The organism is Cupriavidus pauculus (assembly GCF_002858765.1).
Taxonomy (GTDB): Bacteria; Pseudomonadota; Gammaproteobacteria; order Burkholderiales; family Burkholderiaceae; genus Cupriavidus; species Cupriavidus pauculus_B.
The window spans coordinates 58,972-81,724 of the sequence record NZ_PJRP01000022.1; the positions used below are offsets into that span (position 1 = coordinate 58,972).

General features: G+C 65.2%; 22 protein-coding genes and 2 pseudogenes. 11 read left to right on the forward strand and 13 right to left on the reverse strand.

Annotated features, from left to right (window positions below; genetic code table 11):
• Positions 1-84 precede the first annotated feature (84 nt).
• Positions 85-1,641 carry a glucan biosynthesis protein G gene (locus CYJ10_RS30115; protein ID WP_101685104.1) on the forward strand — a complete coding sequence of 519 codons (1,557 nt, stop codon included), beginning with the start codon at positions 85-87 and terminating at the stop codon, positions 1,639-1,641.
• 55 nt (positions 1,642-1,696) lie between these two features.
• On the opposite strand, the gene CYJ10_RS30120 is transcribed toward CYJ10_RS30115, so the two are convergent.
• Entirely contained in the window at positions 1,697-1,927 is a 231-nt protein-coding gene (locus CYJ10_RS30120; RefSeq protein ID WP_101685105.1) for a DUF3820 family protein, read from the reverse strand.
• A gap of 195 nt (positions 1,928-2,122) precedes the next feature.
• Here CYJ10_RS30120 and CYJ10_RS30125 point away from each other — a divergent pair, with 195 nt between their 5' ends.
• A complete protein-coding gene (locus CYJ10_RS30125) occupies positions 2,123-2,416 on the forward strand; it encodes a nicotinamide mononucleotide transporter (RefSeq protein WP_101685106.1) in 294 nt (97 codons plus the stop codon).
• Positions 2,417-2,450: 34 nt separating this feature from the next.
• Here the strand turns inward: CYJ10_RS30125 and CYJ10_RS30130 are convergent, their stop codons facing one another.
• Positions 2,451-2,660 (reverse strand): hypervirulence associated TUDOR domain-containing protein, encoded by a 210-nt coding sequence (locus CYJ10_RS30130; protein WP_101685166.1) that lies wholly within the window; start codon positions 2,658-2,660, stop codon positions 2,451-2,453.
• Between the two features lie 160 nt (positions 2,661-2,820).
• On the opposite strand from CYJ10_RS30130, the gene CYJ10_RS34340 reads away from it, so the two are divergent.
• The gene (locus CYJ10_RS34340) at positions 2,821-2,970 is read left to right on the forward strand and encodes a hypothetical protein (RefSeq protein WP_180863114.1); all 150 of its coding nucleotides are present in this window, start codon (positions 2,821-2,823) and stop codon (positions 2,968-2,970) included.
• 41 nt (positions 2,971-3,011) lie between these two features.
• Here CYJ10_RS34340 and CYJ10_RS30135 read toward each other — a convergent pair whose 3' ends face one another.
• Entirely contained in the window at positions 3,012-3,800 is a 789-nt protein-coding gene (locus CYJ10_RS30135) for an NAD(P)H-dependent oxidoreductase (RefSeq protein ID WP_101685107.1), read from the reverse strand.
• A 109-nt stretch (positions 3,801-3,909) separates the two neighbouring features.
• Between CYJ10_RS30135 and CYJ10_RS30140 the strand changes: the two genes are divergently transcribed.
• On the forward strand, positions 3,910-4,812 hold the full coding sequence (locus CYJ10_RS30140) for a LysR family transcriptional regulator (RefSeq protein ID WP_101685108.1): 903 nt from the start codon (positions 3,910-3,912) through the stop codon (positions 4,810-4,812).
• Between the two features lie 14 nt (positions 4,813-4,826).
• Here CYJ10_RS30140 and CYJ10_RS30145 read toward each other — a convergent pair whose 3' ends face one another.
• Positions 4,827-5,279 (reverse strand): hypothetical protein, encoded by a 453-nt coding sequence (locus CYJ10_RS30145; RefSeq protein WP_101685109.1) that lies wholly within the window; start codon positions 5,277-5,279, stop codon positions 4,827-4,829.
• A 424-nt stretch (positions 5,280-5,703) separates the two neighbouring features.
• Between CYJ10_RS30145 and CYJ10_RS30150 the strand changes: the two genes are divergently transcribed.
• The gene (locus tag CYJ10_RS30150) at positions 5,704-6,948 is read left to right on the forward strand and encodes an MFS transporter (protein WP_101685110.1); all 1,245 of its coding nucleotides are present in this window, start codon (positions 5,704-5,706) and stop codon (positions 6,946-6,948) included.
• Here the strand turns inward: CYJ10_RS30150 and CYJ10_RS30155 are convergent.
• Both CYJ10_RS30155 and CYJ10_RS30160 read right to left on the reverse strand, forming a co-directional pair.
• Positions 6,932-8,059, reverse strand: a complete 1,128-nt coding sequence (locus CYJ10_RS30155; RefSeq protein ID WP_101685111.1) for a zinc-binding metallopeptidase family protein — start codon at positions 8,057-8,059, stop codon at positions 6,932-6,934. The two genes, CYJ10_RS30150 and CYJ10_RS30155, sit on opposite strands and share 17 nt — an antisense overlap.
• A gap of 112 nt (positions 8,060-8,171) precedes the next feature.
• Positions 8,172-8,849: a DUF2076 family protein gene (locus CYJ10_RS30160; RefSeq protein WP_101685112.1), complete on the reverse strand. Its 678-nt coding sequence runs from the start codon at positions 8,847-8,849 to the stop codon at positions 8,172-8,174.
• Positions 8,850-8,980: 131 nt separating this feature from the next.
• Between CYJ10_RS30160 and pip the strand changes: the two genes are divergently transcribed.
• On the forward strand, positions 8,981-9,955 hold the full coding sequence (gene pip / locus CYJ10_RS30165; protein ID WP_101685113.1) for a prolyl aminopeptidase: 975 nt from the start codon (positions 8,981-8,983) through the stop codon (positions 9,953-9,955).
• 375 nt (positions 9,956-10,330) lie between these two features.
• Here the strand turns inward: pip and CYJ10_RS30175 are convergent, their stop codons facing one another.
• Positions 10,331-12,769: a DUF3772 domain-containing protein gene (locus tag CYJ10_RS30175; RefSeq protein WP_101685115.1), complete on the reverse strand. Its 2,439-nt coding sequence runs from the start codon at positions 12,767-12,769 to the stop codon at positions 10,331-10,333.
• A 143-nt stretch (positions 12,770-12,912) separates the two neighbouring features.
• Here CYJ10_RS30175 and CYJ10_RS30180 point away from each other — a divergent pair, with 143 nt between their 5' ends.
• Together CYJ10_RS30180 and CYJ10_RS30185 are read left to right on the forward strand one after the other, a co-directional pair.
• Entirely contained in the window at positions 12,913-13,317 is a 405-nt protein-coding gene (locus tag CYJ10_RS30180) for a VOC family protein (RefSeq protein ID WP_101685116.1), read from the forward strand.
• Positions 13,318-13,410: 93 nt separating this feature from the next.
• Positions 13,411-13,791, forward strand: a complete 381-nt coding sequence (locus CYJ10_RS30185; RefSeq protein WP_101685117.1) for a c-type cytochrome — start codon at positions 13,411-13,413, stop codon at positions 13,789-13,791.
• 19 nt (positions 13,792-13,810) lie between these two features.
• On the opposite strand, the gene CYJ10_RS30190 is transcribed toward CYJ10_RS30185, so the two are convergent.
• Positions 13,811-14,701, reverse strand: a complete 891-nt coding sequence (locus tag CYJ10_RS30190) for a LysR family transcriptional regulator (protein ID WP_101685118.1) — start codon at positions 14,699-14,701, stop codon at positions 13,811-13,813.
• Positions 14,702-14,817: 116 nt separating this feature from the next.
• Between CYJ10_RS30190 and CYJ10_RS30195 the strand changes: the two genes are divergently transcribed.
• Genes CYJ10_RS30195 through CYJ10_RS30205 form a run of 3 tightly spaced genes read left to right on the forward strand, consistent with a single transcriptional unit; the run spans position 14,818 to position 18,607 of the window.
• Complete coding sequence (locus tag CYJ10_RS30195; RefSeq protein ID WP_101685119.1) at positions 14,818-16,371, forward strand: AMP-binding protein; 1,554 nt, start codon at positions 14,818-14,820, stop codon at positions 16,369-16,371.
• Positions 16,372-16,389: 18 nt separating this feature from the next.
• Positions 16,390-17,565 (forward strand): acyl-CoA dehydrogenase family protein, encoded by a 1,176-nt coding sequence (locus CYJ10_RS30200; RefSeq protein ID WP_101685120.1) that lies wholly within the window; start codon positions 16,390-16,392, stop codon positions 17,563-17,565.
• 43 nt (positions 17,566-17,608) lie between these two features.
• Positions 17,609-18,607 carry a tripartite tricarboxylate transporter substrate-binding protein gene (locus CYJ10_RS30205; RefSeq protein ID WP_101685121.1) on the forward strand — a complete coding sequence of 333 codons (999 nt, stop codon included), beginning with the start codon at positions 17,609-17,611 and terminating at the stop codon, positions 18,605-18,607.
• Positions 18,608-18,663: 56 nt separating this feature from the next.
• Here CYJ10_RS30205 and CYJ10_RS30210 read toward each other — a convergent pair.
• The 5 genes and pseudogenes from CYJ10_RS30210 to CYJ10_RS30240 form a co-directional block, all read right to left on the reverse strand.
• Positions 18,664-18,936, reverse strand: a pseudogene (locus CYJ10_RS30210) (integrase core domain-containing protein); the annotation flags it as partial.
• A gap of 774 nt (positions 18,937-19,710) precedes the next feature.
• A pseudogene (locus tag CYJ10_RS35015) lies at positions 19,711-20,499 on the reverse strand (IS3 family transposase); the annotation flags it as partial.
• A 128-nt stretch (positions 20,500-20,627) separates the two neighbouring features.
• Positions 20,628-21,095 (reverse strand): pilin, encoded by a 468-nt coding sequence (locus CYJ10_RS30230; protein ID WP_308303024.1) that lies wholly within the window; start codon positions 21,093-21,095, stop codon positions 20,628-20,630.
• A gap of 237 nt (positions 21,096-21,332) precedes the next feature.
• Positions 21,333-21,650 (reverse strand): YnfA family protein, encoded by a 318-nt coding sequence (locus CYJ10_RS30235; protein ID WP_101685125.1) that lies wholly within the window; start codon positions 21,648-21,650, stop codon positions 21,333-21,335.
• Positions 21,651-21,682: 32 nt separating this feature from the next.
• Positions 21,683-22,624, reverse strand: a complete 942-nt coding sequence (locus CYJ10_RS30240) for a LysR family transcriptional regulator (RefSeq protein WP_101685126.1) — start codon at positions 22,622-22,624, stop codon at positions 21,683-21,685.
• Between the last annotated feature and the right edge of the window lie 129 nt (positions 22,625-22,753).

Consider the following 22,753-nt stretch of genomic DNA (forward strand, 5'->3'; position numbering starts at 1 on the left):
GATGTAAATCCAGGAGGTTGATTGGTGTTTGCCGCTTTCGTCGCTCGCCCCGTCGCGTCGTTTCGTAACAGGTTGCAATTTGTCTTGCCGGGCGTCGCCCTTGTCGGATGCCTGCTCGGCGCCGCGCAGGCGCAAGCGTTTTCGCTGGATGACGTAACCGCCCGCGCGAAGAAACTGGCCGACCAGCCCTATGCGGCGCCGGTCAGCAACCTGCCGCCCGTCTTTGCGCAGATGCAGTTCGGCGACTACATCAAGATCCAGCCGAAGATGGACAACGTGGAGTGGAAAGGGGAGGGCACGCCGTTCAAGCTCGGCTTCTACCACCAGGGTATGCATTTCAGTACGCCGGTGCGGATCAACGAGATCGTCGACAGCCGCGTCCATGAGATCAAGTACGAACCCAGCCGCTTTGATTTTGGCGATCTCAAGCTCGACAAGGCCGCCACCAACAAGCTTGGCTATGCGGGCTTTCGGGTGCTGTACCCGATCAACCGCGCCGACAAGCTGGACGAGGTGATGAGCGTACTGGGCGCCAGCTATTTCCGGGTGATCGGCAAGGGGCAGGTCTACGGTCTGTCGGCGCGGGGCCTGGCGATCAACACCGGGCTGTCCGAGCCCGAGGAATTCCCGGCCTTCCGCGAGTTCTGGATCGAGCGGCCGAAGCCCGAAGACAAGCGCCTGGTGTTCTACGCGCTGCTGGATTCGAAGAACGCCACGGGCGCCTATCGCTTCGAGCTGCAGCCCGATTCCGACGCGGTGCTGAAGGTGCAGGCGCGCGTCTTCATGCGCGGCGCGGTCAAGAAGGTGGGTATTGCGCCGCTGACCAGCATGTTCCTGTTCGGCCCGCAGCAGATGCGCGATGCCAACAATTTCCGCCCGGCGCTGCATGACTCGAATGGCCTGGCGATCCATACCGGCGACGGCGAATGGCTCTGGCGCCCGCTGAACAACCCGAAGTACGTGGCGCTGAGCATGTTCCAGGTGAACAATCCGCGCGGCTTCGGCCTGATGCAGCGCGGCCGGGATTTCTCGTCATATGAGGACCTGAAGGACCGCTACGACCTGCGCCCGAGCGCGTGGATCGAGCCGCAGGGCGACTGGGGACGCGGCAAGGTCGAACTGGTGGAGATTCCCACACCGGACGAAACCAACGACAACATCGTGTCGTTCTGGACGCTCGACCAACTGCCGCCGAAGGGCACGCCGATCAGGGCCGACTACACGATCCACTGGACCATGGACGAGCGCGGCATGTTCGCGAAGGACCTGGCGTGGGCCAGGCAGACGCTGCGCACGGCCGGTGAGATCACGCAGAAGAACCTGATCCGTCATCTGGATGGCAGCTTGGGCTTCGTGATCGATTTCGAGGGCGGCCCGCTGGCCTCGCTGCCGGCGAATACGCTGGTGCAGGCGCAGTTCAGCGTCGGTGACAACGCCGAGGTCATCGAGAACGTGCTGCAGCCGAATCCGGTGACCAAGGGCTATCGCGTGACGCTGCGCATCAAGGTCAAGGATCCGAACAAGGTGGTGGAAATGCGCGAGGCCCTGGTGGCCAACGGCAAGCCGCTCAGCGAGACCTGGAGCTACCAGATCCCGCCGGGTACCGCCAACCAGCCGACGCCGGCCCAGGCCGTCAAGTAAGGGCTGCCGGCACGACTACAGGGCCAGCCACGCGCTGGCCCTTTTTCATTGCCATCTATCGGCCGGACACGCGGGCGCGCAGCGGCTTCAGCAGGTCCGCAAGACCGTTGTGGTCGAGCTCATGCATCAGCGCCAGCAGCCGGCCGATCTCGCCGGGCGGAAAGCCCTCGCGCGCAAACCAGTTCAGGTAGTTGCCCGGCAGGTCGGCGATCAGTGTGCCCTTGTGCTTGCCGAAGGGCATTTCTCGTGTGACGAGCAGGAGTAGCGATTCGCTGTCCGGCAGCATGCATGCGTTTCCTAGGGTAGAGAGCGCGCATTGTAGCGCCGCGTGGCGCGTGCTACCCACCGCCTTGGTCCTCTCCGCGCGGCCCGGCGCCTAGCACGGCGGCGCGGCGCAGACATACCGCTTGCGTGATCCGGCCCATTTCCGGTAGTCTCCGTTTTGCATACAAAAAATGAACGCAAATCGGAGACAATCCACATGGAGCTTGCCGCTCAAATCCCTCAGTTGCTGACTGGTCTGGAATGGTCGGGGTGCGCCCTGGCCATGAGTGGATCGTTCCTGGTGGCGCTGCACAATCGTGCGTCGCGCTGGGGATGGATCGCGTACCTGTGCTCGAACCTGGTGTGGAGCGCCTTTGCACTGGTCACGGGCACCTATGGCCTGTTCGTCCAGCAGCTGGGCTTCACGGCCACCAGCCTGTACGGACTGTATCGCCACACGCGGCATTACCGTCAGGAGGCACGCGCAGCGCGCGGTCCACAGGCGGCCTGAGCGGCTCGGTCGGCAAGCCGCCACCCAAGCCGGTTCAGCGTGCTTTCTTCAGCGCCGCGGCCTTGTAGATCGCCTTCTTGCCGGATTTGGCACTCTTGACCTCGTACTGCGGGTCGTCGGGAGATGCCTTGGCCACATGACCGCCCGCACGGGCCGTACCGGTCACCTTGCGGGTGACCGTGCCCGCCGTGGGGCCCTGAGAAGTTTGCCAATGGACCTTGTCGCCCTTCGATAGCGTGGCCATGCCGGTCTCCTGATTGGCGGCGACGGGGTTGCCGTCAGTGCCCGCCGTCAAAGCAACGCGCGTGCCGCCCATCCGGACTAACTGCGGCCAGCCGGGAAGCGTGAAACTTCCCGGCCCACCCTGACGTCGAAGCCTGCATTGCTACGATTCAGGCTCTACCATGCGCGTCATCTTCAGCACGATCGGCATATTTTTCCTGCTGGCTTCGGCCCAGGGGTGCACCACCGTTTCCGATATCGGCGAGCGGCAATCGAGCGTGACCGCCTACGGCACCGTGGATGCTGGCGTAAGCGTCACCCGGGACCGGTAGGCTGATAACTCCCTCCGAGCCGCCCCCGTCGATTTCAGAGCTCAGGCCGCCTCGGACACATGGGCCGCATAGCCGGTCTGTCCCGCGGCGATATCGGACCGCAGCGTCAGCGCCGGAATCTCGTAGGCGCCGCTGTTCTGCGGACGAAACGCGATTGGGGCGGCGGTGAAGAGCTGGTCCAGCCGCTCGCCCAGCGCATCGGTCGTGGCCTGGTAGCGCGCCGCGTCCATGCGGTTGGTGCGATAGACCAGGAACGGGGGCAGCACGTCGAAGCCCGGGTAGAACAGGATGCCGTGCTGGATCGGGAACAGGATGTCGTCCATCGGCCCGTTGATGCCGCGCGGGCCGTAGTGCGATTCCCAACCGCCCGTGGTCACCATCAGCATCGCCCGCTTGCCGGCCAGATTGCCTTCGCCATACCGGTTGCCCCAGCGCGCGTCCGAGTGCTCGCCCACGCCGTACGCGAAACCGTAGGCGTACACGCGTTCGACCCAGCCCTTGAGGATGGCCGGCATCGAGAACCACCAGAGCGGAAACTGCAGGATCACGGCGTCGGCCCAGCGCAGCTTTTCCTGCTCCCGGACGATATCGGGGCTCTGCACGCCGTTCTCGAAGGCGTGACGGGAATCGAGCGAGGGGTGGAATGGTGCGCCACCGGGTCGGCGCTCCAGCGTATCTCCGGCATCGAGCGGTGCCTTCCACTGCATGGCATAGAGATCCGATACCTGCACCTGGTGCCCGGCGGCTTCCAGTCGTTGCACCGCAAAATCCCGCAGCGACCCGTTCAGCGACGTGGGCTCGGGGTGGGCGTAAACAATCAGTACGTTCATGACAGCCTTCCATTGATCAATCGGTGAGGTCAGGATAGGCGCGGCTTGGGTATAGTAGAAATGAATATCCAGAATCCCAGCTATTAGCCATTGCAATGCGACACAAGCCATGACCAACCTGCGTCGCCTCGACCTGAACCTGCTGGTCACGCTGGATGTGCTGCTGTCGGAGCACAACGTCACCCGCGCCGCGGAGCGCCTGCACTATTCGCAGCCGTCGGTCAGCGTGCATCTGGCCCGGCTGCGCGAGATCTTTGACGATCCACTGCTGTTGCCGGGGCCGCGCGGCATGCGACCCACCGCACGTGCCGAATCGCTGCGCGGGCCGTTGCGCGACGCGCTTGCCGCGCTGGAACTTGCGGTCGCGCCGGAACACCCGTTTGATCCGGCCGTGGCCACCGACACCTGGCGCATCGGGGCCACCGACTACAGCGAGTCGACGGTGTTGCTGCCCGCGTTGGCAGGGCTGCGCCAGGCCGCGCCCGGCACCCGGGTGGCCGTGGTGGAGATGGTGCCGGCCAACCTCGTGCGGCAGGCGGAGCACGGCGACATCGATCTGGCCTTCCACACCACTGAAGGGTCTCCGGCATCGCTGCATCGCCTGCCGTTGTTCACCGAGCACTACGTGCTGGTGGGGCGCGCCGGGCATCCGCGCCTGAAGCGCAAGCCGACGCTCGCCCAGTTCTGCGCGCTGGAGCATGTGATCGTGTCGCCCGACGGCGGCGGCTTTTTCGGCGTCACCGACGAGGCGCTGGCGGCGGCGGGGCTTTCGCGTTGCGTGGCGCTGTCGGTGCCGCACTTCCTCTATGTGGCGGCCGTGGTGGCCAGCACCGATCTGGTGGCAATGCTGCCGGCGCGGCTGGTCGCCGACAACCCGGCGCTGCAGGTGATGGACGCCCCGATCGATGTCCCCGGTTACGAGATGTCGATGCTCTGGCACGAGCGCGTGCATCGCGACCCCGCGCACCAGTGGCTGCGCCAGGCCATCGTTGCATCGTTGCCCGCCGCCTGAGCGGGCACTCCGTTTCAGTTGCAGGCCGTGCCTGGCACGGGTTTGCCGGTGGTGGTCATCCCCTGGCAGGCATCGCCAGCCACTAGCGGGGCGTCGCCGGACTGGGCCGGTGCCAGCCGCAACTTGCCCGCAACGGTGCAGCAGCTGCGCGGCACGCTGACGTGTTGCGACTGCGGCTGACTCTGCGAAGGCGGCGACTGTTGCGGCGATGGTTGCGAAGGTTGCTGCGGTTGCGAGGAGGGCGGTGACGATTGCTGTGGCGACAGCTTAATCGTCGGCATCGACTTGTTGGCGGAGGATGTCGGCGTCGAGGCATCGGAGCCGTCGGCGTCGGGCGCCGTGCACGTGCCCATGTTGCAGATCCGGTCACCCTTGCACTGCATGTCGTGCTGGCATCCCTGCCCCAGGGCGGGAAGGGTCCAGGCCAGGCCAATGGCCGAAAAAAGCAGAGCATTACGCAGGGACATATCCCCTCCCACACGATAAAACGCGCGGCAACCGGCGCCATGCTTCGTGGGTACGGTACCCCGGCGCCGCATGTATTCAGCATAGGGCGACGCGTGCATGCGCCGCCATGCTCTTGTGCCCTATCCCACAGTGGCGGACCGGCCGCTGGATACCGGCGGATACAGGACTCCAGCGAAGGGCCATTGCGGCGGGGTCCGGCAGCGAAAACGGTTTTGCTTCACAATAGCGCCCTCGCGTAGTCGGGCCGCCCTCCGGCGGTACAACGCAGTACTACGTAGCAGTATCACCCGTATCACCCGCATTTCCCGCATTACCCATTACGACGCCGCACCGGAGCACGCTGGAGCCCCCGAGGCAGGACGCAAGATCCTGCCCGCCAGTGCGCGGCGCAAAGCCATAACAAGTGTCTCGCGATCTCTCCTCATGACCGCTCCTTCCGGAAATTTCGATAACGTCCCCGATCTCGCCCCCCAAGCCCACACCGATACGCCCCGCGACCGTGCCGCCGACCGCCGCGCGCTGCTGGCGCTTGGTGTGGGCAGCTTTGGCATTGGCACCGGCGAGTTCGTCATCATGGGCCTGCTGCCCGATGCCGCCCGCGACCTGGCCGTCAGCATCCCCGAAGCCGGACACCTGATCAGCGCCTACGCGCTGGGCGTGGTGATCGGTGCGCCGCTGCTGGCGGTGCTGGGCGCGCGCTGGCCGCGCCGCAACCTGCTGATCGCGCTGATGGCGTTCTTTGCCATCGGCAACGTGGCCAGCGCGCTGGCGCCGAGCTACCTGTCGATGCTGGTCCTGCGGCTGCTGACCGGCTTTCCGCATGGCACTTACTTTGGCGTGGCGGCGCTGGTGGCGGCCAGCCTGGTGCCGCGCGAGCGCCGGGCCCAGGCCGTGGGCCTGGTCATGCTTGGCCTGACCGTGGCGACGCTGGTGGGCGTGCCCATCGCGGCCGGCATCGGCACATGGTTGGGGTGGCGCGCGGCGTTCATGATCGTGGGCGCCATCGGCGCGTTGACGGTGCTGCTGGTCTGGTGCTGGGTGCCGTTCGTCCCGGCCGATCGCCATGCCAGCCCGCTGCGCGAGCTGTCGGCGCTGGCACGCAAGCAGGTGTGGTTCACGCTTGGCATCGGCGCGATTGGCTTTGGCGGCATGTTCGCGGTGTTCAGCTATGTCAAGCCGACCATGCTCGAAGTGGCGCACATGCCGGCCAGCGGCATCCCCATCGTGCTGGCGCTGTTCGGTGTCGGCATGGTGGCCGGCAACCTGGCGGGCGCCAAGCTGGCCGACCGCGCACTGATGCCAACCGTGGGCGGTGTGCTGGTGTGGTCGGCGCTGGTGCTCGGCGCGTTCGTGTTCACGGCGCACCACGCCTGGCTGGCGTCGCTGAACGTGATGCTGGTGGGCACGGCGGTGGCATTGGGCCCGCCGCTGCAGATCCGGCTGATGGACGTGGCCGGCGACGCACAGACGCTGGCCGCCGCGCTCAATCATTCGGCCTTCAACATGGCCAACGCGCTGGGCGCCTGGCTGGGCGGCGTGACCATCGCCGCCGGCATGGGCTGGACATCCACGGGTTGGGTTGGCGCGCTGCTGGCGCTGGGTGGCCTGATGGTGTTCGCGTGGTCTCTGGCCAGTGCGCCGCGCCGTGACGTTACCGTGACGGCTTGATGTCAGGTTCGACGGCGGACTTGCCCGTCGGCTGCGGCGCGGGGCTGGCATGCTCGTGCGCCGTGGCATCGATCACACGATGCACGAACTCCAGCTTGGCCACCACCGCCGGCGACAGGGTGAACGGGTAGCCATCCGGCACGCCCAGGCTACGGTTCAGGCTGTTCAGTACGTAGGTCAGCGGAAACCAGCGCTGCATCAGGCTGCGGAAGCTGGCGTCCTCCACGGGCGTCTGGTCTGTCAGTGTCGGCTCGCGCGGGCTTTCCGGCTTGAGCACCAGCCCGCATGACACTGCCGTGTCAAGCGTATCCACCATATGCAGGTAGTGGGCCCAGGTTTCGGCCCAGTCCTCCCACGGATGCATCGACGCATAGGCGCTGACAAACGACGCCTGCCAGTCGGGCGGCGCGCCTTGGTCATAGTGCCGCTGCAGCTCCGCCGCGTAGTCGGCGCTTTCGTCGCCGAACAGTTTGCGGAACGGTTCGATGCGCCGCGTGCCGGCAACTAGCCGGTTGAAGTAGAAATGTCCCACCTCATGTCGAAAGTGCCCCAGCAGCGTGCGATAGGCTTCGCCCATCTCGGTGCGGGTGCGTTCGCGGTACGCGTCATCGGCCTCGGCGATGTTGATGGTGATGCGGCCGTTGTCGTGACCGGTCATCGCCGGATCGTGCGGCCCGGTGTCCGCCAGAAAGTCGAACTGCAGGCCCGATACGGGATCGTCGTCGCGCGAGATGACCGGCAACCCCAGCGACTGCAGCGTATAGAGCAGGCGCCGCTTGGCGGATTCCAACCGGTACCAGTACAGGCGGTTCTCGGGCGCGTCGAGATTCGGAATGGTGTGGGTCAGCTTGCACGCCTCGCATAGCGTGCCGGGATCGTCCGCCGGCACCATCCAGTTGCAGACGGCTTCCATCTGATAGTTGTGGCAGCGGCGGAACATGGCGCCGTGGGCGTCGGGATGCAGGCTGCGCCAGCCGCCGGCATCGTCGCCCTCGAAGGCTGCCAGCTGCGATAGCGCGGGAACGAAGCCGAGCGTGGCCTGGCAGCGTTCGCAGGCGATGTTCTCGAAGAACACCAGGTTGTCGCAGCGATTGCAGTGGAACGTCTTCATGGCGCCGGCTCCCCTTGCCGGGCAGTCGGCGCCCGGTTGCCCTGATCCTGCGCGCAATGGGGCAGGGCGGCAACCGGTGCCTGTCCTACAGGCGCCGTGCGGCGCCGCGGGGTCAGAAGAACGACGAGTCGTCGTCCTGGCTGCTGTCGACGTAGTCGTCCAGCCCGTTGTCCAGGTTGCCGCCGCCGCTGTCGTCGCCGTAGAAGTTGTTCACCACGGTTTCGGAGCCCGTTGCTGGCTGCCCGCCGAAGAAGCCACCGCCGCTGCTGCCGCGATGGAACAGGTTCTCGATGCCCTGGAACAGCATGGCGCCGCCCGCCACGCCGGCAGCCGTGGTGGCGATGCTGCCGAGCGTGCCGCCTAAGCCGCCACCCAGAAAGCCTGGGCGCGCCGCCTGGGCTGGCTGTGCCGGTGCCGCCTGGTACTGGGGCGAGGGGTATTGCGGGGACTGGTACTGCGGGGACTGGTATTGCTGCGCCGGGGCAGCCTGCGTTGCGCGGCCGGCGCTGTTGCCCCAGGCGGTGTCGTTGTCCATGAAGCCGCGCCCGCCCGGGCCATTGGCAGCCTGGGCTGCCTGCAGCTGCATCTGCAGCGACTGGATCTGCGCCTGCGCCTGTTGCAGCGCGCGATCGAGCAGCATCGACCGCTGCACCAGCAGGTAGGCGGTATCGGGCTGGTGCGCGGCCGCATCGGCAATCATTGCCGCGGCCTGGGCGTCCTTGCTGTCCACGCGCGCCTGGGTCAGTTGGCTCAGGAAGGCTTCCAGTGCTTGCACGTCTTGGGGAGTCATGGCTTCACCTCTTTGGGGTTCGGTTGCGGTACGGCTCAAATCTAGGGCCGCAGACTTAAACGAAACTTAAAGCCATCCGGCCACGCCGAGGCTACACTTTTGTTTCAAATGATCTCCACCCGAAACATTTCATGTCCGCCCTGCGTACGCTCTATCCCGAAATCGAACCCTACGAGACCGGCACGCTCGACGTGGGCGACGGTCATGTCCTGTATTTCGAGCGCGTCGGCACGCGCGGCGCCAAGCCGGCCGTCTTCCTGCATGGCGGGCCCGGCGGCGGCATTTCGCCGGACCATCGGCGCCTGTTTGATCCGGCGCGCTACGACGTGCTGTTGTTTGACCAGCGCGGTTGCGGACAGTCCACCCCCCATGCCTCGCTGGAGGCCAATACCACCTGGCATCTGGTCGACGACATCGAAAAGCTGCGCCAGTTGATCGGCGTGGAACAATGGCTGGTGTTCGGTGGGTCTTGGGGGTCGACGCTGGCGCTGGCCTACGCGCAGACCCACCCGGTGCGTGTCAGCGAACTGGTGCTGCGCGGGGTCTACACGGTCTCGCGGGCCGAACTCGACTGGTATTACCAGTTCGGCGTCTCGGAGATGTTTCCCGACAAGTGGGCGCGTTTCCAGGCCCCGGTGCCTGCCGCCGAGCGGGGCAACATGATGGCGGCCTACCGCAAGCTGCTGACCGGCGACGACCGCGAGAAGCAACTGGAAGCCGCACGCGCCTGGAGCGTCTGGGAAGCCGAGACCATCACGCTGCTGCCCAATCCCGACATTGCGGCCAAGCATGACGAAGGCCACTTTGCGCTGGCCTTTGCGCGCATCGAGAACCACTACTTCACGCATCGCGGCTGGCTTGACGACGGCCAGTTGCTGCGCGATGCCCACAAGCTGGCCGGCATCCCCGGCGTGATCGTGCATGGCCGCTATGACATGCCGTGCCCCGTCCGCTACGCCTGGGCGCTGCACCAGGCATGGCCCGACGCCGACTTCCACCTGATCGAAGGCGCCGGCCACGCGTGGACGGAACCGGGCATCATGGACCGGCTCCTGGCCGCCACCGACCGCTATGCAGCGGATGTTTCCGGCAAATCGAGGAATTAATCTATCCGCCGGAAAGCCCGTGGCGATCGAACGATCGTGCGCCTATACTGGCCCCTGTTGCGTTGCAGCAATGTCTGCAAGTCAGGCGGACATGGCTGTTGCAAGGTCCGAAGTCAGAGTCTGGAGAGCACGATGGTTCCTTGCGAACTTTGCAAGAACCTGCTGGGTCGTCCTGGTTATGTTCCGCCTCATCCGCGCCTGGCGCGGTCCGGCGATGCGCTGCGCGCCGGCAAGCAGGTCTTTGTCTACACATGCCAGCATTGCCGGCAAAGAATTGTCCTGTCCACGCACGACGACGGTGCCGATTACTGGACGGGGCACGAACCCGGCGGGACGTAGCCCGCCAGAAGTCGCCCAATCCCACGGCCGCCGTCGTCAGCTGCCCAGCGCCGCCGCCATGTTTTCCACGCGCAGCGTCTGCGGTTCGGACAGCGAAATGTTGGCGGCGCGCAGCCGCTTCAGGATCTCGAACAGCAGGTCGCTCTTGGTGCCCGCGGCGATGCGCGGGCTGCCCACATAGCCCGTCACACTCAGCGTGATGCCGTTGGGCGCCAGCTGGCTGAACGTGACCGATGGCGTGGGGATGTCCAGGATGTTCTCGTTCGCACGATAGACCTCCAGCAACAGGTCGCGCACCGCTTCGGGGTCGGTGTTGAGCGGGAAGGTAAGCTGAAGCGTGGCCACCCCCTGGGTGCTGTTGCTCATCGTCACGTTGCGCACGTTCTGCGAGATCAGCTGCGAGTTCGGCACGATCACCGTGGATCGGTCGCCAAGCTGGATCTCCGTGGCGCGCACGTTGATGCGGCGGATGTCGCCTTCCACGCCGGCCAGGCTGACCATGTCGCCCACCTTCACCGGTCGTTCGGTCAGCAGGATCAGGCCCGACACGAAGTTCTTCACGATCTCCTGCAGGCCAAAGCCGATCCCGACGGACAGCGCGCTGACGATCCACGCCAGGTTTTCCCATTTCACGCCCAGCAGCGACAGCGTCAGCAGTACCAGCAGCACATAGCCGACATTGCTGAATAGCGTGATCAGCGATGCGCGCAGGCCGGGCTCGGAACAGAGCTTGGGCAGCAGTTCGGCGTCCAGCCAGCGGCGCACCGAGCGCAGCAGCCAGATGCCCACGGTCAACGCGATGACCGCGTTGAGAATGCGGTCCGGCATGATGTTCATGCTGCGCAGCCGTTCGCCACCCAGCACCGTCAGCAGGCTGTTCAGCAGGTCTACCGGCGTGGTGCCGAAGCCGCCCGTCAGCAGGGCCAGCACCGCCAGCAACAGCAGCACGCTGGCGCCGATGCCGGACAAGACCGTCGACACCTGTTCCAGGTGCGAATCGCCCACCCCGAACAGCTGCTTGATGATGCGACCGCTGCGATGGCTGGCCGAGAACAGTGCCTCGCTGATGTCGCGCGTCAGCTGGGTCAGCAGGTACAGGCTGCACAGCACGATGTCGAACCAGACCAGTTCGTAGGTCAGGAAGCGCGCAAAGCTGATGTAGCCGATCAGCAGGGCGCCGAACGACACCACCACGATCAGCGTGACGGCCGCGTGGATCAGCCCGGCCAGCGTGGCGCGCTCTTCAGGCCGCTCGCCGGCAGCCACCAGTTCACTGCGCACGCGGTTGGCGCGCAACAGCGCAGCGCCGATGGTCAGTACCACCACCAGCGAGACCAGGCCCCGTCCCAGCAGCGTGACCTGCACCGTGGTATCGGCCATGCGGTTGAGTTGCTCCAGCGTACCGGCGAGCAGCAGCAGGCCGGCCAGCACCGTGGGGAACGGCCGCATCGCCAGCGCTACCGGATCGGCCAGCGCGGGCAGCCGCCAGCTGGGGTGGCGCGTGCACAGCAGGGCGCGCCCCAGGCCGGCGATCAGCGCGCTGGTCATGGTCAGCTTGGCGATCTCGTTCATCAGGTCCTGCAGCGCGGGCGATATCTCGTCGCCGCCCGTGAAGGCGGCATAGACGATGCGCACGGCCAGCGCCGTGGTGGCCACGGTGGTCAGCGCCGTGGCCAGGGCCAGGGCGCTGCGGCGCAGACGCGTTTCAGGCAGCTGGGTCAGGCAGAACCAGGCCAGCCCGCGCTCCAGCAGCCGCCGGCCCAGCGACCACACCGCCAGCGCGACGGCCAGCAGGATGATGGTCTTGCCGCGCTGCGAGGATTCCCAGGCCAGCTGGATACGCGGTCCGATGTCGTCGGTGAAATTGCCCAGCCGCTCGCGGTCTTCCTCGGACACCTTGAACAGCGGCGTCCAGAAGGTGGGGTTCAGGATACTTTCCGAGCGCAGCGCGAGCTGGTCCTTCAGGCGGCTGCGCTGCAGCTTGCCCAGCTGGTCGCGCAGGTGGGCGATGTTGTCCTTGCTGTCGGCCGCCTGCTTCAGTTCGTCGTCGAGCTGGCCCTTGCGCGCGTTGAGTTCCGACCGCTGCCTGATGACGGCGGGGGCTTCCTTGGCGGCTTCCTTCGCCTTGCTGCCGGGGCTGGCTTCGGGCGGCAGCCCGAGCAGGTCGACCTGCGCCTGCAACTGGGCGCGCTGCGGCGTCAGCGACGCGGTGAGCTTGTCGACATCGTCGTCGAGCTGCTTCAACGCGTCGTTGAGATCGCCCAGCTTGATGTTGCCGGACGCACTGGACGCCTGCTGTTTCACGCGATCCTGCTCGGACTGCAGGCGCTTCAGTTCGGAGATGGCTTCGGCGTGCGTCAGCGTGGGAATTTGCTGCACTTCCGCCTCGGAGGCGGGTTCGGCCGCGAAACCTGCGGGCACTTGGATCAGTGCCGCGATGACAAGGCTCATGATGAGCCAGGAGATTCGGCGCATGACTTGGGGCGCGGTGGTTGACCGGCCGGGCAGTATAAAAGCCGCCTCCCGCTGGCCCGGTGTACATTACGCCTTGCACTGCACAGCTACACATGCTGTTACATAATCGCTTCTCCGAGAGACCACAAAAGGACCCCCACGCCATGACGCTTGCGATCGAACGCATTGACCACATCGTGCTCAACGTAAAGGATGTGGAGGCCAGCGTGGCCTGGTATGAGCAGGTGCTGGGCATGCATCGCGAAGACTTCGAGTCGCGCACCGGCAAGCGCGTGTCGGTCAAGTTCGGCCAGCAGAAAATCAACCTGCGCCCGGTGAACGAAGACACGGTGGCGTGGTTCACCGGCGTGCACCCTACGTCGGGCAGCGACGACCTGTGCTTCATCACGAAAATGCCCCCGAAAGAGGTGATCGCCCATTTCCTGGCGCACAAGGTGGCCGTGGAAGTGGGGCCGGTGCAGCGTACCGGCGCGCTGGGGCCGATGACGTCCGTGTACTGCCGCGATCCCGACGGCAACCTGATCGAAGTGGCGAGTTATCCGGCGTAGCCAGGCGCCTCGCACCGCTGACGCTTGCCCTCTCACCCAACCCCTTTCCCGCATGCGGGAGAGGGCAGGCCGATCCATCTCTCATCACGCATCATGAAGTACGCCGCACCGCTCGCATCCGCACTGTTCGCCCTGTCTGCCGTCGCCTCCGCCCACGCCGCTGGCGATATCGCGTCTGGCAAGGACATCTTCACCACGCGCTGTGCAGCGTGCCACCACGTGGGCCCGTCGGCCCGGGCGGCGTTCGGGCCGCAACTGAACGGCGTGTTCGGCCGCAAGGCCGGCGGCACCGACGACTACCGTTATTCCGATGCGATGAAGGCATCCGCCGTGGTCTGGGATGAGCACACGCTGCGCGCGTTCCTGCAATCGCCGGCCAAAGTCGTGCCCGGTACCAAGATGCGCTTCTGGGGCATGAGCAACGCGCGCCAGCTGGACGACCTGCTGGCCTACCTGCGCACGTTCCAGCAGTAGCCGTAGCCGTCGCCGCCCGTCATTCCACGTGCGCTTCGAGGATATCGATCATCCGCTGCGCCAGCGGTGACAGGTAGGCCCCTGCGCGCGTGATGACGCCCACGCGGCGGCCCAGGTCCAGTGCATCGGCGCGCAAGGCAATCGGCCGCAGGCCCAGGCGCTTGCTGTTGGTCGTCGATCCGGCAATGCACAGCATCTCGGTGCCACGCACCAGGTCGAACAGCGTGGCGCTGCCGAAGTCCGTTTCCACGCGCAGCATGGGCGCGGGCAGGCCGATGCTGGCAAAGGCGCTGTCGATCTGCTGGCGGATCAGCACGTGCCCGGTCGGCAGCAGCCACTGCTGGCCCACCAGATCGGCCAGTGTCAGGTCGCGCCGGCGCTGCAGCGGATGGTTTTCGTCGGCCACCACGGCCAGGCGGTCGGTGAACAGCTCGCGCGTCGCCAGCGCCGGGTTGGCCTGGCGCGGCAGCGGGGCCACGGCCAGGTCCAGTTCGCCGGCCTGCACCTGGTCCATCAACTCGCGTGCCACGCGCATGCTCAGGCGCAGCCGCGCCACGGGCCGTTCGCGCAGCAGTTGCTGGCAGGCGCCCAGCACCAGCGCATTGGGCATCGATGGCGAATAGCCAAGCCGCAGCAGCCCCTGTTCGCCAGTCTGGATGCCGCGCATCTCCTTGATCGCGTCGTCGTATTCCAGTCGGATGCGGCGCGCGCGCTCCAGAAATACCGTCCCGGCCTGCGTCACGCGCATGCCCAGCGTGGTGCGCTCGAACAGCGGCACGCCCAGTTGCGCCTCTACCCGCTGGATCGCCTTGGTGAGCGCCGGCTGGGTCATGCCCAGTGCCTCGGCGGCGCGGCCGATGCCGCCGTGGGCGCCCACGGCCAGCACGTAGTCCAGGTCACGTGTCTCCATCGTGTCTTGTGTTCCTCATTCCGACTGGTTATGACTTAATTCCAGTCACGGCATTGTGGTGATGTCATGCATCTTACAGACTTGGGTCACAACACACATCCAGATTGGAGACAACGATGACGTTCGCCTACTTCCTCCGGCGTGCGGCGCGCTACTGGGGCGACAACCCCGCCGTGCTGTACCGCGACCGCGTGCTGACCTATCGCCAGCTTGACGATCGGTCGACCCGGCTGGCCAATGCGTTGCTGGCGCTGGGCCTGCAGCAGGGCGACCGCGTGGCGATCCAGTCGCGCAACTGCCCGGAGATCATCGAGATCGAATGTGCGCTCTACAAGGCCGGGCTGGTTAAGGCGGCGCTGAATCCGCGCTTCACGGCCAACGAGGCGTCCGACGTGGTCGAGAACTGCACGCCGCGCGTGATGATCGCGGGGCCGGGCTACACGGGCTATTCGCGTGACACCCGTGGGTTTGGCTGCATCGAGCATTTCATTGCCCTCGCGGGTGCGGAAGGTGCCTATGGCGCCTACGAGTCGTTGATCGAACGCGGTGCCAATTCGGCAATCGACTATGTGCCACAGCCCGACGACCTCGCCGTGCTGCACTTTTCATCCGGCTCCACTGGCAAGATCAAGGCGGCGATGCAGAGCTACGGCAACCGGCTGGCGTCGATGCGCAAGATGATCCTGACCATGGACCGCCCCGCGCGCCCCGGCGACCGGCTGGCGCTGATCGGCCCGATCACGCACGCGTCGGGCATGCTGATGCAGCCCTATCTGTTCCTGGGCGCCACGCTGGTGCTGTTCGAGAAATTCGAGCCCGCAGGCTTCCTGGCCGATGTGGCGCGCCTGAAGCTGACGCACGTGTTCATGGTGCCCGCCATGATCAACATGCTGCTGGCCGAGCCCACGCTGGCTACGGCCGACCTGAGCAGTCTCAAGACGCTGGCCTACGGCGCCGCGCCGATGGCGCCGGCACGCATCCGCGAGGCCTGGGCGCGTATCGGGCCGGTGCTGTCGCAGGGCTACGGCGCAAGTGAATCGACTTCGGGCGTGACGCGCCTGTCCATCGCCGACCACGCGCTGGCGATCGAAAGCAAGCCCGAACGGCTGGCGTCGTGCGGCCGCGCGCTGGGCGAAACCGAGGTGCACGTGGTCAACGAACGCGGCGAGGAGGTCAGCGGCGACGAGATCGGCGAACTGGTGATTCGTGGCGCGGACGTGTTCCAGGGCTACTGGGGCGAGCCCGACCTGACGCGCGAGGTGCTGATCGACGGCTGGCTGCACACCGGCGACCTGGCGCGCGTGGATGCCGACGGCTACGTGTACCTGGTCGACCGCAAGAAAGACATGATCATCTCGGGCGGCTTCAACGTGTATCCGACCGAGGTGGAAGCCACGCTGTACCAGCATCCCGACGTGATGGAAGCCTGCGTGATCAGCGTGCCCGACGACACCTGGGGCGAGAGTGTCAAGGCCGTAGTGGCGCTGTGGCCGGGCAGGCAGGCCAGCGCCGCCGAGCTGATCGGCCACTGCCGCGCGCGCATTGCCGACTACAAGTCGCCGCGTTCGGTGGACTTCGTCGCCGAACTGCCCAAGAACGCGAGCGGCAAGCTGGCGCGCAAGCTGGTGCGCGAGCAGTACTGGCTCGGCGCCAGCCGCCGCGTGAACTGATCCACGGAGACAAGAGACATGTTCGACCATCTGACCAATCCCGTGCTGATCGAAACGCGGGCGGCGGTGCAGCGCTTTATCGACGAGGAACTGCTGCCGCTGGAGCGCGAACTGGGCCTGGGCACCGAAGACCCGTGGCCGCGCGACGTGCTGCGCAACGTCTGGCGCCGTTCCAGCGAACTGGGGCTGTACGCGGCCTGCCTGCCTGTGGAGCTGGGCGGCAAGGGCCTCAATATCTCGGAACAGTGCGCGCTCAAGGCCGACCTCGCCGCCAGCGGCGCGGTGCTGGCCCCGCACGTGCTGGGCGACCTGGGCGGCCCGCCGCGCGTGGGCAATATGCTCAAGTACGCCACGCCCGACCAGGTGGCGCGCTACTTCCAGCCGGTGATCCAAGGCCAGAAATCCACCTGCTTCGCGCTGACCGAGCCGCATTCGGGCTCCGACGCGCAGAGCATCCGCACCAGCGCGGTGGTGGATGGCGACGAACTGGTCATCAACGGCGAAAAGCATTACATCAGCGGCGCGCCGTTTGCGGACTTCGCCATCGTGATGTGCGTGACCGATACCACGACCACACCGCCGTCGATTACGGCCGTGCTGGTCGACCTGAACTTTCCCGGCGTGACCGTCAGCACCGAGTACGTGCCGATGTCGGGCCAGCATATCGACGCCGACATCCGCTTCGAGAACGTGCGCGTACCGCGCGCCAACATCTTCGGCGGCGAAGGGCGGGGCTTCAAGCTGGGCATGTCGCGCATCAACGTGAACCGGCTGCTCCACTGCCCGTCGATGCTGGGGCTCGCCACGCGCGCCTACCAGGCATCGGTGGCGTATGCGGGCCAGCGCCGCCAGTTTGGCGGACCGATTGCGCGCTTCCAGGCCATCCAGCACATGCTGGCCGACATGGCGGCGGCGCTGTGGGCGTGCGAGAGCATGATCGCCCAGACCGCGTTGCTGGCCGATGCCGGCGCCGACCTGCGCATGAAGGCGGCCGCGTGCAAGCTGTTCGTGTCGGAGCGCTGCTTCGAGGTGGCGGACAAGGCCGTGCAGATCCACGGCAATCTGGGCGTCACGCGCGGGCATCCCGTGGAGCAGACCTGGCGCAAGCTGCGCATGTTCCGCATCTTCACGGGCACCAGCGAGATCCAGCGCAATACCATTGCCAAGGCCATCCTGGACCCGGCCGGGGCCTGATTGCGCCACACACGCGCCACATACAAAAAAGACAGGAGACACCATGAATCGTCGTCAATGGCTGGCCACGGCAGGCACCGCGGCCGGTGCCGCCGCACTGGGTGGCGTGATGAGCCGCGTGGCGGTGGCCGCCGCGCCGTATCCGTCACGCCCGATCCGGCTGATCGTGCCGTTTATCGCGGGCACCGCGCCCGATTCCATCGCCCGCACCATCTCGGCGGAACTGTCGCCGGTGCTGGGCCAGCCGCTGGTGGTGGAGAACATCGGCGGGGCCGGCGGCATCATCGGCGCGCGGGCGCTGAAGCGGGCCGAGCCCGATGGCTACACGCTGGGCATCCTGGCCAACCAGCATGTGATCAACGTCCATCTGTACAAGGATCAGCCGTACGACGCCGCCAAGGATTTCACGGCCATCTCGGCGCTGTCGGGCGGCCCGGTGGTGCTGGCCGTGCCGGCGGCGTCGCCGTTCAAGACGGCGCGCGAACTGATCGACGCGATGAAGCAGAAGCCCGGCGCGCTGAACTTCGGGTCGGGCGGCAAGGGCAGCGTCTCGCACCTGGCCGTGGAATCGCTGCTGCACCAGCACCATGTCGAGGCCGTGCACATCCCGTACAAGGGCGCCAGCGAGATCCTGACGTCGATGCTGAGCGGCCAGACGCAGTTCGGCATGCCGGTGATGTCCACGGCGGCGCCGTTCCTGCGCAACGGGCAGATCCGCGCGCTGGCGGTGTCATCGGCCGCCCGGACGGGCTACTTTCCGAACGTGCCCACGCTGGCCGAATCGCTGCCGCCCGGCTTCGTGCTCGACAACTGGAGCGGACTGTTTGCCCCGGCTGGTCTGCCGGCGCCCATGGCGAAACGGCTATTCGATGCGGTGGCGGCGCTGCAGTCCAGCGGCAAGCTTGACGCAACGATGAAGGCGAACGCGGGGGAACTTCGGAAGAGCGATTCGCCAGCCCAGTTCACGCAGATGGTGGCGGCGGACAATGCGCGCTACGGGAAGCTAATCGGAGAGATCGGGATGCGGGGGGAGGCGGGGTGAGGTGAGGTTGTCAAGTCCTAACATAGGTTGACAGGTTTTGACGCCGCTACTCGCACCTAGCCCGCCAAGGCAACAGACGCCCGATGAATTTCATGGGGTGTTTTGTATTGCAAAGCCTGATGGGGCCTTTCGCGGTTATAAATTCGCACGGACTCCCTGACCATGTGGCTCGCCTGCTACAGAACGGCAGGGCGACTGAGCAGGAGTTCGCTCTTGAGGATGCCGTTGATGCGCTCGGCCATGGCGTTCTGATAGCAGTCGTAGCCGTCGGTCATGGAGCAGGTCAGACCATACCGCTCGTGGATGGCCTGGCAGTAGGTGGAGCAGTATGGGCGGACTCAACCGGGTCGGCAATCAATCTCAGGAGGCGATCGAACTTTCGCTCTTTGTTCTCCGTTGACCATGTCGTCAGTTTGCTTTGCATTTCACTGATTATCAAAGGTCTCTACCTCACTATGGTCAGCTAATCAACCGAACAAACCACTTCAACTGCCTCCCTTCGCCATGTGACCGGCTTTCCCGGCCTCGGACTACTACGGAGGCTCCGCCAGTTTGCACATCATCGGGGGCACACTCCCTTGGCATCTGTGCAAACCTTCCCCAGTTCACATGCTGGACTCATCGCATGGGCGAGGTTGCCTGTCGCAGTCTTTATCCTTGCTTGCCGCAAGTCGTCGCGAACACCACGGTCTAGCTGCGCGCTCCCCGTGGCTCCCTGCTGCTCGGCTTATATATCCGAGTAGCATTCGTGTCGCCGGCCCATACCTGTGTCCGGCGGCAGTCCGCGTCCTGCCTGTAAAGCGGTGTAGGCAGGGGTGACATTTCAACCCTCAGATGCGTTTCAACAGGTTCGTGTTCCTCAACCGTCCCATGCTCAGCCTAGAGACTCATCTTGGCGTAACCGCTTCGCCGCAAGCCCCGTTTCCCACGGACTACGTCACCCTGCCAGTGTCAGCAGGTCACCGCCGCTTCGGCTCACTTCCCCTCGCAGCAAAGGAAGGGCATGCCCGGTACTGCAACGTCAATTCCACCGGGTCCTGCATTCCAAACATGCTCAAGCAGCTTCACCCCCAGACGGGCGGGCTACGCTGGCTGGGCGTACAGTAAGTAATGTCAGCGACCCAGACCTGCTCGGCTGCGCTGGGCACTACCTTCTGCGGCCCATCCTTGAGCAGGTTGGGATGACGCCGGAGGCGGTGATGGCTGTGGGTGGTCTTGTGATAGGCCCGATGCGGCTTCACCAGCAGCCTGGCCGCACGCAGGATGTCGAACAGCCGGTCACGACCCACCCGCATATCCGCCCTCTCCAGCGAAGCTCGCAAGACGTGCTGCAGCTTGCGAGTGCCCATGCGTGGCTGGCGCAGTCGCACCTCTGCCACCAATGCGCAGATCCGGGCATCCCCGGGCCGCTTGTCGAAGCTCGCTGTTGCAGCGCTTGTAGTAAGCCTGGCGGCTGATGCCGATGTAACGGCAAGCCCTGCTAACGCTTAGCCCCGGGACGAGTTCTTGCGCGAGGACTTGCCCGAAGGCTTTTTTACAATGCGAACCCCGTGCTCCTTCTGAATCACATCGATCACCGCCTCAAACAACCGCGCTTTCTCCTGCGCCTCGCGCAACTGGACCTCCAGTTCCTTGATACGCTGCTCCGGTGTGCTGGGCTTGGCCTTCCCTTGATTTTTCATCCTGGTGTACCGGGCGCCCTGTGGCAAGGAGCCGCTCCAGTCCTGTAGTCCGTGCTTGCGTAACCATACCAGCACGGTCGACTTTCCCTGGATTCCATAGTTGTCTTGCGCCTGCTTGTACGTCAGTTCGCCTTTTTCCACTTCCTCCACGACCGCCAGCTTAAAAGCCAGCGTGTGATCCCGTTGGGTTCGCTTCCGATCCGTCTCCAAAGCACTCTCCTCATTCGTGCGAGAAAAGTGTCAACCTTATTCAGGACGGGTCATAGAAATGAAAAAAGCCCCGGGGAAAGTCCGGGGCTTTTTGATAGGACAGCGATTCTTGGCTGTCGCGCGTCGTCTTAGCTGACGGTGGCAGGGCAGCCAGCCGGAGCGAAGCTCGGCTTGAACGGGGACTTGGCTGCGATTGCGCACGACCATGCGCCCGTGTTCAAGCGGGTCAGCGTAATGGTGGCGCCGGCGATTGCCGTGTTGGCGGCGCCGCCCAGGGTTGCTGCCAGCGATACGGCACCGCCAGTAGCGGTGAGATCCTTATCGAACGGGCTCGTCGGAATCAGCGTCGACGTGGTATAGCCAACATCAGTTCCCGTAATCGTCGTCACGCCTTGATTCAAGCGATCTTCGATTGCCGTCTTGTATGCCGACAGTTCGCCCACAGCGCGTGCGACCTGCGACTTTGCCACGTAATCCTGATATTGCGGAATAGCGATAGCAGCCAGGATACCGATGATCGCGACCACGATCATCAGTTCGATCAGCGTGAAACCCTTCTGGACCCGTTGGTGGATTCCCATCCGTGCTTTTTTCATGGAATTGACCCCTTTGAATTAGTTGAGAACAGCAGTTGCTGTCGGGGTCATATAGAGCAACAGGTGTGCCAGGTACATTTCGGCCAGAAATCGTCAAAATGTGAGATTTCTTGTCACCTGTAACGAGATGTATCTGCCAAATCCTGTCACCCCCCCGTGGGAGGGTGGAACTCAAGATGCATAAACTGACGGTTTTTGTCAGAGAAAGTGGCGGTTAAATCGCCTTTAATTCTGACTTTAGCGCGGTTGAAACACGATGACGGCCATGCCGGCGACGGCGATTGTGACACCTGTCATATCCCAGATACTTGGCCGCACGCCATCCACCAGCCAAAGCCAGATGATGGCCACTGCTATATAGATACCGCCGTAGGCGGCGTAGACCCGGCCCGAGGCGTCGGGGTGCAAGGTCAGCAGCCAGGCAAAGACGGCCAGCGACGCGGCGCCTGGCAGCAGCACCCACGGGCTGGCGTTCTGGCGCAGCCAGAGATAGGGCAGGTAGCAGCCGAGAATTTCGGCCAGGGCGGTCAGGAAATACAGTCCAACGGTCTTCATGCTTGTTCTGTTTTGGGTTGATCGCAGGCGTCCTACGCTACCGCCGCCTTCAGCGCGGCCACCAGCGGCATCACCAGATCGTTATCTTCCGACTCGCGCCGCCACATCACGCCCACGGGCGGCAAGTCCCAGCTCAGCGAAAACGGCAGCGCCGCCGCGTCGCCCAGTTCGATCAGTTCGGCGGCCACGGCGCGCGGCACGATGGTGATGGCGTCGGGCTGGCTGCGCAGCAGCGTGGCCATCGGCTTGATCGAATAGGTTTCGACGATGGGCAGTGGCGGCGCCACGCCGGCCACCGCGAACATCGTATTGATGGTGCGCCGTACCGGCGTATGCGGCGGCGGCAGGATCCAGTCGAGTTCGGCCAGCCGCTTCCAGTCGAGGTCGCCGCGCGACAGCCGCGCCTTGGCTCGCGAAGGTACCACGAGCACGGGCTCTTCCCGGTACAGCGGCTCTTGCACGATATCTTCCCCCGCCAGGTAGAACGATCGCGCGATCGCGCAGTCCAGTTCGTGCTGACGCAGCGCACTGACTAGTTCGTCGGTGGTGCCTTCGCGTACGACCACCGAGACGCGCGGCTGCTGGTTGAGCCCGTAGGCCAGGGCGGCGTCCAGCACCGCACGGGCCGTGTACGGAATTACGCCCAGCCGCAGCCGGCCTCGCAGGCCGGCCTCGATCACCGCCAGTTGCCGGCCCAGCGCCTCGGCGTCGGCCAGCGTCATGCGGGCGTGGCTCAGTACGGCCGTGCCGGTGGCTGTGGGTTCCAGCCCGTTGCGGGTGCGCGTGAACAGCGGGGTCATGAAGATGTCCTCGATCTCGCGCAGCGCCTTGGTTACGGCCGGCTGGGACAGGTTCATCTCGGCCGCCACGCGCGATACGGACCGCTGCCTTTCCAGCGCCAGCAGCAGCGGCAAATGGCGCAGACGCAGGCGCGACACGATCTGGTGCAGCAGCTTGTCGGTGGCAATCGGCATGGGGGGCGAGGGCGAGCGCGGTGGATGGATATAACCGAATGGTAATACAGCGATAAGTATTTCGATGTTGGCAGTTATTGCAGCTGCCTATACTCGAATCACAAATCAAATGCATCAAACAGGAGTCAT